This window comes from Frischella japonica, assembly GCF_014489845.1.
Taxonomy (GTDB): domain Bacteria; phylum Pseudomonadota; class Gammaproteobacteria; order Enterobacterales; family Orbaceae; genus Frischella; species Frischella japonica.
Genome location: NZ_JABURY010000006.1, coordinates 147,158 through 160,028, shown reverse-complemented (window position 1 = coordinate 160,028; position 12,871 = coordinate 147,158). Strand labels below are relative to the sequence as shown.

Annotated in this window: 13 protein-coding genes; 1 reads left to right on the top strand and 12 read right to left on the bottom strand. The window is 35.4% G+C overall.

Features of this window, described 5'->3' with window-relative positions:
- Positions 1-35: 35 nt before the first annotated feature.
- The gene (gene suhB / locus FcAc13_RS02150; RefSeq protein WP_187754550.1) at positions 36-842 is read left to right on the top strand and encodes an inositol-1-monophosphatase; all 807 of its coding nucleotides are present in this window, start codon (positions 36-38) and stop codon (positions 840-842) included.
- A gap of 380 nt (positions 843-1,222) precedes the next feature.
- Here the strand turns inward: suhB and galU are convergent, their stop codons facing one another.
- The 12 genes from galU to FcAc13_RS02090 form a co-directional block, all read right to left on the bottom strand.
- Entirely contained in the window at positions 1,223-2,143 is a 921-nt protein-coding gene (gene galU, locus FcAc13_RS02145) for a UTP--glucose-1-phosphate uridylyltransferase GalU (RefSeq protein WP_187754549.1), read from the bottom strand.
- Positions 2,144-2,613: 470 nt separating this feature from the next.
- Positions 2,614-3,129: a hypothetical protein gene (locus FcAc13_RS02140; protein ID WP_187754548.1), complete on the bottom strand. Its 516-nt coding sequence runs from the start codon at positions 3,127-3,129 to the stop codon at positions 2,614-2,616.
- A 70-nt stretch (positions 3,130-3,199) separates the two neighbouring features.
- Entirely contained in the window at positions 3,200-3,331 is a 132-nt protein-coding gene (locus FcAc13_RS02135; RefSeq protein ID WP_187754547.1) for an entericidin A/B family lipoprotein, read from the bottom strand.
- 16 nt (positions 3,332-3,347) lie between these two features.
- Positions 3,348-4,541: an amino acid aminotransferase gene (locus FcAc13_RS02130; protein WP_187754546.1), complete on the bottom strand. Its 1,194-nt coding sequence runs from the start codon at positions 4,539-4,541 to the stop codon at positions 3,348-3,350.
- A 156-nt stretch (positions 4,542-4,697) separates the two neighbouring features.
- Positions 4,698-5,339, bottom strand: coding sequence for a thiol:disulfide interchange protein DsbA/DsbL (locus tag FcAc13_RS02125; RefSeq protein WP_187754545.1), 642 nt, complete (start codon positions 5,337-5,339; stop codon positions 4,698-4,700).
- A gap of 104 nt (positions 5,340-5,443) precedes the next feature.
- A complete protein-coding gene (locus tag FcAc13_RS02120; protein ID WP_187754544.1) occupies positions 5,444-5,833 on the bottom strand; it encodes a RidA family protein in 390 nt (129 codons plus the stop codon).
- A gap of 430 nt (positions 5,834-6,263) precedes the next feature.
- The gene (locus FcAc13_RS02115) at positions 6,264-7,262 is read right to left on the bottom strand and encodes a peptide ABC transporter ATP-binding protein (protein WP_187754543.1); all 999 of its coding nucleotides are present in this window, start codon (positions 7,260-7,262) and stop codon (positions 6,264-6,266) included.
- On the bottom strand, positions 7,255-8,229 hold the full coding sequence (dppD, locus tag FcAc13_RS02110) for a dipeptide ABC transporter ATP-binding protein (RefSeq protein ID WP_187754542.1): 975 nt from the start codon (positions 8,227-8,229) through the stop codon (positions 7,255-7,257). Before dppD ends, FcAc13_RS02115 begins: the two co-directional genes overlap by 8 nt.
- Before the next feature lie 11 nt (positions 8,230-8,240).
- Entirely contained in the window at positions 8,241-9,122 is an 882-nt protein-coding gene (gene dppC, locus FcAc13_RS02105; protein ID WP_187754832.1) for a dipeptide ABC transporter permease DppC, read from the bottom strand.
- Positions 9,123-9,177: 55 nt separating this feature from the next.
- A complete protein-coding gene (dppB, locus tag FcAc13_RS02100) occupies positions 9,178-10,197 on the bottom strand; it encodes a dipeptide ABC transporter permease DppB (protein WP_187754541.1) in 1,020 nt (339 codons plus the stop codon).
- Between the two features lie 478 nt (positions 10,198-10,675).
- Positions 10,676-12,289: an ABC transporter substrate-binding protein gene (locus FcAc13_RS02095; protein WP_187754540.1), complete on the bottom strand. Its 1,614-nt coding sequence runs from the start codon at positions 12,287-12,289 to the stop codon at positions 10,676-10,678.
- An 87-nt stretch (positions 12,290-12,376) separates the two neighbouring features.
- On the bottom strand, positions 12,377-12,838 hold the full coding sequence (locus tag FcAc13_RS02090; RefSeq protein ID WP_187754539.1) for an NfeD family protein: 462 nt from the start codon (positions 12,836-12,838) through the stop codon (positions 12,377-12,379).
- Positions 12,839-12,871: the final 33 nt, after the last annotated feature.

Genomic DNA, 12,871 nt, shown 5'->3' with positions numbered 1-12,871 from the left:
TATTTTGTTCTTTAACACCAATTGGAAATATCGTTATGCATCCGATGCTGAATATCGCTATTCGCGCTGCCCGTAAAGCGGGTAATGTAATTATAAAATCTTATGAAAATCCATCTTCTGTTAAGGTCGATGCGAAAGGTGAAAATGATTTTGTCACCAATGTTGATCGCGCGGCTGAATCATTAATTATTGAAACAATTAAAAAAGCTTACCCAGATCATACCATCATCAGTGAAGAAAGTGGGCTGATTAAAGGTCAAGATACTGATATTCAGTGGATTATCGATCCAATTGATGGCACCACCAACTTTATTAAAGGCATTCCTCATTGTGCAGTTTCCATTGCTGTTCGTATTAAAGGGCGAACGGAAGTTGGTGTCGTTTATAACCCGATGCTTAATGAGTTATTTACTGCCTCCAGAGGTCAGGGTGCGCAGCTAAATGGTTATCGTATTCGTACCAATCTGAGTGTAAAAGAGATACAAGGTAGTGTATTTGCCATTGCCTTCCCACATAAAATGAAACAATATAGTGAATACTATTTTAATGTTTTAGAAAAGATGTTTACCAAATGTAGCGATTTTCGGCGTAATGGCTCAGCTGCTTTAGATTTTTGCTATATTGCCAGTGGGCGGTTAGACGGATATTTCGAAATTGGATTAAAACCATGGGATATTGCGGCAGGTGAACTTATCTTAAGAGAAGCTGGCGGTATTATTACTGATTTTAATGGCGGTAATAATTATTTAGTTTCCGGCAATGTCGTTGCTGGTTCACCGAAAATTGTTAAAGAGTTTTTGTCATTAACGCAAAATGATTGGCCTGAGCGTTTAAAATGTTAATTGTATAATCCGATATTCGATTAATAACCGACAATTGTCGGTTATTTAATTAACTAATACTATCGCTTTTTTATAAAATAAATCCGCTTGAAAATAGCTAGAACAACATAATGATTTATTATTAAGTCATCGCCAACCAACTAATAATCAGTCTCATTTTACTATCATTATTTAACATGATGATTTTTTTAGCTAAACAAGATTAAATTGGTTGGTTATTTTTAACAAATTTTATACTTAACCTACGTAATCAGTAATCTCATCTGTTTCACCTGCTCCATTAGTGTTAAAGAAATGAAGCAAGCTGTTATCATAAGAACTTAAACTGAACAGAAATAAACAAAAAATAGTTTAGTCAAAATCAATTTAAGTGATGAAAATCAAAACTTCAATGTTTTCAACCAATTTGTTACATCTTCACCTAATGATTGATGACGCATAGCATATTCTACAAAGGTTTGTATATAGCCCAGTTTATTACCGCAATCATGGCTACGACCAATAATACAATAGGCATCAACACTATCTTGTTCGAGCAACATAGCTATTGCATCGGTTAATTGAATCTCATCGCCGGCACCTGGGGGAGTTTTTGCTAATAATGGCCAAATTTTTTCTGACAAAACATAACGTCCGACAATGGATTGATTAGAAGGCGCTTCTTTCTCCGATGGTTTTTCAACAACTCCATACATTTGTATGGTATTGCCAGCAGAAAGTTCTTCACCATGACAATCAATGATACCATAAGAAGATACCATCTCATGAGGTACCGGCTCTACCATTATTTGGCTATGTTTAGTTTGATGATAATTAGCAATCATCGCAGCTAAATTATCCTGCTTTAAATTACTGGTGTATTCATCAATGATGACATCCGGCAATACCACCGCAAAAGGTTCATTACCAACTAACGGATAAGCACATAAAATAGCGTGCCCTAGCCCTTTGGCAAGCCCTTGCCTCACACTGGAAAGCGTCACATTTTTTGGTAAAATTGATTGTACTTCCGATAATAATTGTCGCTTAACACGTGCTTCTAGCATTGCTTCTAATTCGAAACTGGTATCAAAATGGTTTTCAATAGAGTTCTTAGACGAATGTGTAACAAAAATAATTTCTGTAATACCTGCCGCAATACACTCATTCACTACATATTGAATTAACGGTTTATCCACAACTGGTAACATTTCTTTCGGAATTGCTTTTGTTGCAGGTAACATTCTAGTCCCTAATCCGGCAACCGGTATCACCGCTTTGGTAACCTTGCCTGTTACCGAAGATTGAAAATTGGTAAACATAAAAATCCTTATCCTATAAATAAAATTCAGTGTATAACGGATGGTATCAACTATCTTAGCATAAGCTTAACGCGTTGTTGCAACAAGGTGTCCTTAAATCATACATAAATGAAAAAACAGCCAAATCCAATCTATTCTTTATAAAATAATTATTAGCATTGATAATGCTATATAATTTGGTATCTAATAACAAATTATATCGGTAATTTATTAATCATAAATACCAAATAATACAGCAATTATGACGGAACCCAATCTTTATTTCATAAGATGTGATGTAATAACAAATTCCTAATACAGTTTAACTATCGTGTCAATTGATAGTATTTTACATTTAAGAGAATGATTCCCCACATTTATTGAAAGTAAAGTTAATATCCTGTTAACCATGCGTAGAAAAATAATCTAACTCAATTACGCTTAAGAGTAATTATTAATTTAGAGAAGAAATAATTTTCTTTAAATTTAACTTAATCATTTATAACAGTGATTCCTTGATCACTAATTAACTGTGGATCATAAAAATTATTTGATAGTGAATTGACAGAAATATAAACTATTTGGCAATTAGATAAAATTGCCTTATAAAAAATATAGTTTGAATTTCGATCTCTTCGGACTTTTTGTTCCGTTGTTAAATAAAGATCATTATCTACATCATCATCAAACAAAACAGACAGTGCATTAAATCGGTGTATCCAAATATGAGAATCAGGATATTCACGTTGAATAATCTCACCCGTTAACTTACCTCTCATGCCCTGATATGCTGATGAAAGGGTTGCACTAGCTCGACTCTGTGCAACATAAATGTGATTAAAGCCTTCAGTAAGCTTGTTTTGGGGTAATTGATTAAATTGGAATTCAATACCTGCTAATGTATTGTATTGACAATGTGGTAGCCTGTCAGGCTGAACTTTAAAATTTAAAGCATGACAACCTACTAAGCCAAAAAGGGAAAATAGTATTACGTACAACTTTTTCATTATGCATAAAATAAGGAAGTGCCAACTGATTTTAATTTAGCACAGTAACACTCCCTTTCATTAAAATAGCCTATTCACCTGATGCATTTGACAGTGCTTTACCACCCGATTGAATATCTTCACCGACCCCTTTTACTGTATGACAACCAGCAACAGCAAGAACGATTAAGAGACTTGATAACATCAATACTATTTTACGCATTAGATTTCTCCTTGACTTAAAAAACTTCAGCAAATGCTGAAGCGACATTAACGACATTACGATTATTTAGTCCGGCAACACACATACGACCACTGCCAACTAAATAAATAGCATAATCTGTTTTCAATTTTTCAACCTGATCTTTGGTTAATCCGGTATAACTAAACATCCCTTGTTGTTGTAATAAATAATCAAAATTACGATCAGGTACAATCTGTTTTAACGTGTCAACCATTGTGGTACGCATCTGTTTGATGCGATTACGCATTGTATTCACTTCTTCTATCCACAATGCTTTTAACGAAGGGTTATTTAAAACATGAGCAACAATTTGAGCTCCGGTATTGGCTGGACTGGAATAATTACAACGTACCGTTGCTTGTAATTGACCAAAAACATTTTTCGCAATGTTTTTATCATCACAAATTACTGACAGCCCTCCTACCCGTTCACCATATAATGAAAAAGTTTTCGAAAAAGAATTACTGATAAAACCGGATATTCCTGATGCAGCAAGCGTTTGGATAGCATAAACATCTTCATCAATTCCGCTGGCAAATCCTTGATAAGCAATATCCATAAAAGGAATTAAATCACGTTGTTTGAGTTGTTCGATCACTAAGTCCCACTGTAAATTTGTCAGGTCAGCGCCAGTTGGATTATGGCAACAAGGATGTAACAAAACAATACTTTTAGCGGGTAATTGACTTAAAGTCGTTAACATTGCATCAAAATTTACCCCACCTGTATCTCTATCAAAATAAGGATAATGATTAACTGTAAAACCGGCACCTTTAAAGATGGTAACATGATTTTCCCAAGTCGGGTCACTGACCCAAACTTGGGAATCTGGAAAGTAACGATACAGAAAATCTGCACCAATTTTTAGTGCCCCCGATCCCCCTAGCGTTTGAATTGTCACAACTCGACCCGACTTTACTATCGGGCTATCACTACCAAACAGCAAATTTTGAATTGCCTGACAATAACTTGCTAATCCACTCATTGGTAAATATAGCGTCGCGTTATCACGCGTTTGATACAAGGCATCAATTGCTGTTTTTACACAAGACAATTGTGGCACCTTACCATTTTCATCATAATAATAACCGATACTCAGATTAACTTTTTCATCCCTTTTATCCTGAATAAAATCATATACTAAAGATAAAATTGGATCGCCTGCATAGGGAGCGACTTTCTCAAACATAATAACTGCCTTCTTTTTCTTAGAGTGAGTTAATGAATATGTATCGATTATTACACTAAGTTTTTAACCAATCAATATAGATCATTTCTTTTTATTATGATTTTGTAATAACCGGTCGTGATAATTAACATATTGAATTTCAATAATTTATTATCATTAATCATTAGCTGCGGCAAGCTCAATCAGTTCTTTCAGTTTCTCTTTTGTACCTGCATAATTATTTGTACTATCTAATACTATTTGATATTTATTATTCACAATAATCGTCGGTACATATTGCAACTCATAAGATTTAGCTAAATCGAGCGCTTGAGAGACTTGCTGTTCAACATCATCAGATTGATAAAATTGTTCAAGCAAATGGCGATCTACATTTTCACTTTCAGCCCAATCTAATAATTCATTTTCATCTTCAAGATTTAATTTTTGCTCATGAATCGCTTTATAAATTAAAGGCATTATCCGTGTTTGCTCAGTCGGTGAAATCATACCTAAAGCATAGAAAAATTTGGCATAAGCAAACCATTTCCCTTTTCGCGGTATGGCAACACGTTTGAAGGTCACATTACTAGGTTGTTCAGCTAGCCATGACACAATTTCCGGTTCCAATTTGTAACAATAAGAACAACCGTAAGAAAAAAATTCTATCACTTCTATCTTACCCTGATTATTTTCATGGTTAGTTGGTTGATTTTTTATAAGAATATAGTCTTTATTTTCAGTCAAAGCAGCGGTTGCGTTACCGAAAACGAATAAAGAAAAACTAATTAGAACCACTCTCAAAAGAAATTTACTCATTATGGCGCCTCATCATTGATACATATTCAAAAATTAGTCATTAATATAATTTGTTATCTAACAAGATAAAATAATCGAAAAGCTTAACTGTTATGATTTGCCCATTATGGGTTCTTAACTGCGATTACTTCAATTTCAACTTTAGCATCCCTGGGAATACGCGCCACCTCAACACAAGAACGGGCGGGAAAAGATGCATTATTTTCTCTAAAAAATTGTTCGTAAACCGCATTTACGGCGGTAAAATCATTTAAATCAGCTAAAAATACCGTCGTCTTAATAATATTAGCGGGTTCGCAACCAGCCGCCAGTAGAATAGCTTTAATATTGGCTAAACTTTGGCGAGTCTGATCACTTATATCACTTGGCATACTACCGGTTTTTATGTCAATAGGAATTTGTCCTGAAACAAATAATAGTTGACCTAAATCAACCGCTTGAACATAAGGACCAATTGCAGCTGGAGCATTTTCTGTATTTATAATTTTTACCATTTTTATTTTCTCAATAGCTATTTAATTTAAATTATTTATCGTACTCTAAACAGTATATAAGTAAAAACCGTCAAATTGCAAAATTTTACTTAAAGACTGCTATATATTTGATATATTGCTTAAAATCAAAAGAATATTATCTATTTTAAGCTGAGTATTAAAAAATACACAGTCATACTTTATATAATTAGAATTTTAAATTGACTAAAGTTAATTTCGGATAGCATAAATAGATAATTAATCACCAAAATTAAAGCGTCATATTCATTTGTAATTCAAAAATTGCTGGATAATACGACAAACTTTTATCACAAAGAAAATCGGATAAAACTGGGTTTGATAATATTAATTTAACATGGATTGTCGTGCTGCATATTACATATGCAGCAGCTATTTAAAAAGACGGTTTTATCTAATATTTATCATTTGATTAAGGCTGATAAGTTTGATTTTCAACAAAAAAGCATGAGATTTTATGCTGATCATAATCAATTAATTGTGGTTGTTGTTGTGTACATTGCTCAAATGCTAATCGGCAGCGCGCATTGAAGGCACACCCTTTTGGTGGATTTAATGGGCTAGGTAACTCACCTGTCAGTTTGATACGTTCTCGTCTTAAATCAGGATTTAAACGCGGCGTAGCTGACAATAAAGCTTGAGTATAGGGATGTTGCGGGTTATCGTAGACGGTATTTTTACTGCCTTGTTCAACACATCGTCCTAGATACATTACCATAACATCATCGGCAATATGCTCAACGACGGAAAGATCATGTGAAATAAACACATAAGATAAACCAAGCTCATCTTGTAAATCCATCATTAAATTTAACACTTGAGCGCGAACCGAAACATCTAACGCAGATACTGGCTCATCAGCGACGACTATTTCAGGATCAAGCATTAAACCTCGAGCAATAGCAATGCGTTGTCGTTGTCCACCGGAAAACATATGCGGATAACGATCATAAAATTCTTCTTTTAATCCAACTTTGCTCATCATCGCCAAAACTTTGGCTTTGCGATCACTCTTTGATAATTCGGTGTTAATTAATAATGGCTCTTCTAAAATTGTGCCAATTTTTTTTCGTGGATTCAATGAAGCATAGGGATTTTGAAAAACAATTTGGATCTTTTGACGACGTAATTTATCGGTTTTAGGATCAGCTTCTAATAAGCTTTGTCCTTTGAAAAAGAGCTCACCCGATGTCGGTCGTTCGATCATCGTCAACATTCTGGCTAACGATGATTTACCACAACCAGACTCACCAACAACCGCTAATGTTTTGCCTTTTTCAAGGCTAAAGGATACCCCATCAACCGCTTTAACTTGTTTGGTCTGCTTTTTTAATAAACCACTTTTAACTGGATAATATTGTTTAAGATTTTTAGCTTCTAATAGCACAGGATTATCGGTATTGTTATTCATAACTTGGATTCCCCTCTGGCGATAAGGGATAATGACATTTCACTTGTCGATTTTCGCTTCGCGCATGTAATATTGGTTCAACGGTTTTACACTGCTTATCAGCATAAGGACACCGAGGATTTAATAAACAGCCATGTGGTCTATCATATTTGCCGGGTACCACACCTGATAAAGACGCAAGACGTTGCTTATCTTGGGTAAATTCCGGCAATGAGTTAAGTAATGCCTGAGTATATGGATGTAATGGTGATTTAAAAATCACTTCGGCATCACCAATTTCGACGATTTGCCCTGCATACATGACTATAATTTTATGGGCAGCTTCAGCAACTAACGCAAGATCATGGGTGATTAATACCAACGCCATATTATCTTTTTTCTGCAGATCTAATAATAGCTCGATAATTTGCCCTTGGATGGTCACATCTAATGCAGTAGTTGGTTCATCGGCTATCAATAATTTTGGATTACAAGCAATCGCTATCGCTATCATCACACGTTGACTCATACCACCAGAAAGTTGATGTGGATACACATTTAACCGATTAGCTGGATCAGGAATACCAACACAGTTTAATAATTTAATAGCTCGTTCACGACGTTGCTTTTTACTGCCACCATGGTGAATTTTAATTGCTTCCATAATTTGATAACCCACAGTAAAACAGGGGTTTAAACTGGTCATTGGATCCTGAAAAATCATGGCGACATCAGCACCGACTATTCTACGTCGTGCTTTTTCAGAAATGGTTTTCAGATCATGCCCATCAAAATGTAACGCATTGGCAGTTACCTTACCTGGGAAATCAATGAGTCCCATAATTGCTAATGAACTAACCGATTTACCCGACCCAGATTCACCAACAATCCCGACTACCTGACCTTGTTCAACTTGATAGCTAATACGATCTACCGCTTTAAATTCACCAAATTGAACAGCTAATTCTTTAACTTCTAATAACGCCATATTACATCCCCTTACTGTTTCAACTTTGGATCCAGTGCATCACGCAAACCATCACCCATTAAATTAAATGCAAGTACTGTCATTAAAATGACCAGTCCTGGGAATGTCACAACCCACCATGCAGATTGTACAAATTGTAAAACATCTGAGAGCATCGTTCCCCATTCTGGTGTTGGTGGCTGAGCGCCCATACCTAGAAAACCAAGTGCTGCCATATCTAATATGGCATTGGAAAAACCTAATGATGCTTGCACAATTAAAGGGGACAAGCAATTGGGTAAGATATTAATAAACATTTGTCTAAATGCACCTGCACCAGCCACTTTTGATGCAATGACATAATCCTTATTTAATTCGGTTATCATTGCGGCACGGGTTAAACGAACATAGTGAGGTAGTGCAATAAATGCCAAAGCTATTGCTGCATTGATAATAGATGGACCGAGTATGGCAACCATAACCAATGCCAATATTAAACTTGGCAAAGCTAACATGATGTCGACAATCCGCATAATGAGGTTGTCAACAATCCCACCAACATAACCGGCGATTAAACCAAGGGTAATACCTAAAATTAGCGATAAAATAACAACTAAGCAACCAATTAATAATGATAACCGAGCGCCATAAATTAAACGCGATAAAATATCTCTACCAACATCATCGGTACCAAGAATAAACTGCCAACTTCCTCCTTCCATCCAAACAGGTGGGGCAAGTAAATAATCTCTGAATTGTTCAGCCGGCAAATGCGGAGCCACAAAATCGGCAAAAATTGCTAAAAAAACGACAATAATGATGTAGATTAAACCAACAACTGCACCTTTATTTTTCTTAAAATAACACCAAAATTCTTGTAATGGTGTCATTGGTAGTGGTGCACTATTTTCCATATCTTGCTCAATAACATTTTCTGATAAAATTTTACTATTCATGGGCAAAAGACTCTTATTTTTTATGACGTATTCGTGGATTAATAATGCCATATAACATATCGATCACCAGATTGACCAAAATGATTAGCGTTGCAACAATCAATACCCCACTCTGTACGACAGGGTAATCTCTACGCTGTAATGAATCGATCAGCCAGCGCCCAATTCCCGGCCATGAAAAAACAGTTTCAGTTAATATTGCACCGGCAAGCATTGATCCGACTTGTAAACCAATTATTGTCACAACTGGAATCATCGCATTACGTAATGCATGCACCATAATAATTCGCCAACGACTAACCCCTTTAGCTCGAGCAGTTCGAATATAATCTTCATTTAATACTTCAAGCATTGCTGAACGCGTCATACGAACAATGACAGCCAAAGGAATGGTACCTAATACGATGGATGGTAAAATTAGGTGTTGCACTGCATCAATAAAATCACCTTCTTCACCCCAAAATAAGGTATCAATCAGCATAAAACCGGTTAAAGGATTACTATCATCTAAAAATAGCATATCACTCACCCGACCTGAAACAGGGGTTAGATTTAAATGGACTGACACTAACATAACTAGCATCATCCCCCACCAAAAGATTGGCATAGAATAACCGGTTAATGACAAACTAATTGCGGTATGATCAAATATCGAACCGCGCTTAACGGCAGCAAGTACACCAATAGGAATACCAAAAAATACCGCAAACACCATAGCAGACATACCCAATTCAAAGGTTGCTTTGAAACGTGGTACAAATTCTTCCCAAACCGGAATTTGGCTTTTAAAAGAAACACCTAAATCACCATGAAAAATGCCGATTAAGTAATTAAAATATTGTTGATATAAGGGCTTATCAAGACCAAGTTGTGCCATTAATTCAGCGTGCCTTTCCGGCGATAAACCACGCTCTCCAGCCATAATTAGGACAGGATCACCGGGAATTAAATGCACAAAAACGAAGGTTAAGATCGTAACACCTAAAAATGTCGGTATTAATACACCAAATCGTTTTAAAAGGAATTGGAACATATTATATTGCTCTTTGCTTATATTAAGAATGAATATTATTTTTATTAAATTTATATAGTAAGATAATATTTACGCGAAAGATTAAAGGTAATTTATTCAATATTTATATTAAATAATGGGCGGGATTGTTTTACGAATATCATCCTAACGTTAACAGCTTTACAAGCAGCTAACATTTACTTCAACCATTCTTATTACGTTTGTACTATTATAAAAATAAGGCATTAAAGTATAGTGAATTCTAATTATTTGTCTATACCAATCAACCATAAATTGTCTTATGTTCATATATGCGTAGCTTATACTTATCTTGTGTTAATATAAGGCACACTATTGGATCATAAGTAATGATTTTGTTTAAAAAGGTGATAACTAAATATTTATTGATTAAAATCAAAGCCATCAATAAATTAAAGAAGGATAAAAATAAAGTTCTGCCGATAAAAACAGAACTTTATGTAGGTTTATATGAACACACTTATTTTTCAATGCTAACTTGGTTAAAATTATGTAACGCTAACGGATCCATAATGTAACCTTTAACTTCTTTGCGCACCGGCATATACACTCTTGAGTGAGCAATCAAGAAGGCTGGAGCTTGTTCATGCATAATCACTTGTGCTTGTTTATAAAGTTCAACACGCTTTTCATGATTGGATTCAACACGCGCTTGTTGTAATAGATCATCGAAAGGTTTATAGCACCAATGAGAATAGTTAGAGCCGGCTTTAACCGCATCACAACTCATCATTACTGAGAAGAAATTATCTGGATCACCATTATCGCCGGACCAACCCATTAATACCGCATCATGTTCACCCCTTCGAACTCGAGTAAGGTATTCTCCCCATTCGTAGCTAATTATATTAGCCGTTACGCCGATTTTGGCCCAATCAGCTTGGATCATCTCGGCCATACGGCGAGCATTTGGATTATACGGACGTTGTACTGGCATCGCCCATAAATTAATGGTAAACCCGTTTTCTTGTCCAGCTTCTTTTAATAGCTGTTTTGCTTGCTCTGGATCATAAGGATCTTCTTTAACTTCATTATTATAACTCCACATGGTTGGTGGAATAAAATTTTTCGCTGGCTCAGCTGCACCTTGGAATATTGCATCAATAATAGCTTGTTTGTTGATTGCTAAGTTTAGTGCCTGCCGAACTTTTAATTCACCTAATGGCGCTTTATCCATATTATAAGATAGAAAACCAATATTTAATCCGGCCATTTCATCAACAACGATATTTTTATCTTGCTTCATACGTTCGATATCTGCCAAATTTGGATATGGCATTGCATGACATTCACCTTTTTGTACTTTGGCATAACGCATTGCAGCATCGGGGGTAATTGAAAACACTAAACGATCGAGCTTGGCTTTTTCGCCAAAGTAATCCGAATTTGCTTTGTATAAAATACGAGAATCTTTTTCGTATTGTATAAACGTAAATGGTCCTGTACCGATTGGATTGAGATCAAATTTTTCTGGCGTACCCGCTTTCATCATTTTATCGGCATATTCTGCTGACATAACAGAAGCAAATGACATTGCCATATCGGCTAAAAACGGGGCTTCTGGATGTGCAAGATGGAAAATCACCGTATAATCATCAACCTTTTCAATATTAGTGATAAGCGAATCCATTCCCATACTGGTGAAATATTCATATTGGCCGCCTGATATATTATGATAAGGATGATTGGCATCCTTTTGACGCATAAAACTAAAAATAACATCATCAGCATTAAGATTACGAGTTGGTTTGAAGTTTTTACTACTATGCCATTTAATATCGTCACGTAAATGGAATGTGTAAGCAGTACCATCTTCATTAACATCCCAAGACTTAGCAATAGATGGCATGATTTCAGTAGTACCTAATTTAAATTCGACCAAACGATTAAAAACAGGCACCGCACCCGCATCCATTGAAACGCCACTGGTTACAACTTGTGGATTAAAATTTTCGGGTGAAGCTTCAGTGCAATAGACTAACGTCCCTGCTGCATAAAGATTACTAGTGGCGACCATCGCAAACAAACCGGCCCCTAGCATAAGTTTACGTTTAAAACTTCTAAGACTATCCATTGCATTTCCTCTTTATATTCTTAACATTCAAACTGAAAATAATTTTAAAACATCTATGACATTTGCTATCAAGTTAATTATTTTTTACTATTGAGTTTTAACAACTTTTAAGATATTGCCGTCAAAATCTACAACTGTTACGTATTCTCCGATATTAAAATTTTGTTCACTTTTTGCCATCCATGTACTATCATTGACTTTTATTCTACCATGTCCATTTATGATTGCTTCAACTACAACTGTTTTTAACCCAATTAAATCACGTTGAGGTTGATTTAAGACTCCTCTTTCAGACTTATCTTTACCATTACGTTTCAACCATAAGTACCACACATAAGCCGTTAGCAACGTAAAAATCGCAAATAAAATCCATAACATTGACCAAGAAAACGGTACGATCCAAGCAAGGCTCCCCACTATAAAAGCAGAAATACCACTCCATAAAGAATAACCTCCGGTACCGAGTAATTCAATAATTAACAATACTCCCCCCAGAGCAATGAATACCCAAGATGGATTGCTATACAACGCGGTTAGAAATTCATTCATAATCTGTATCCTCATTTAATAGTATTAATTATT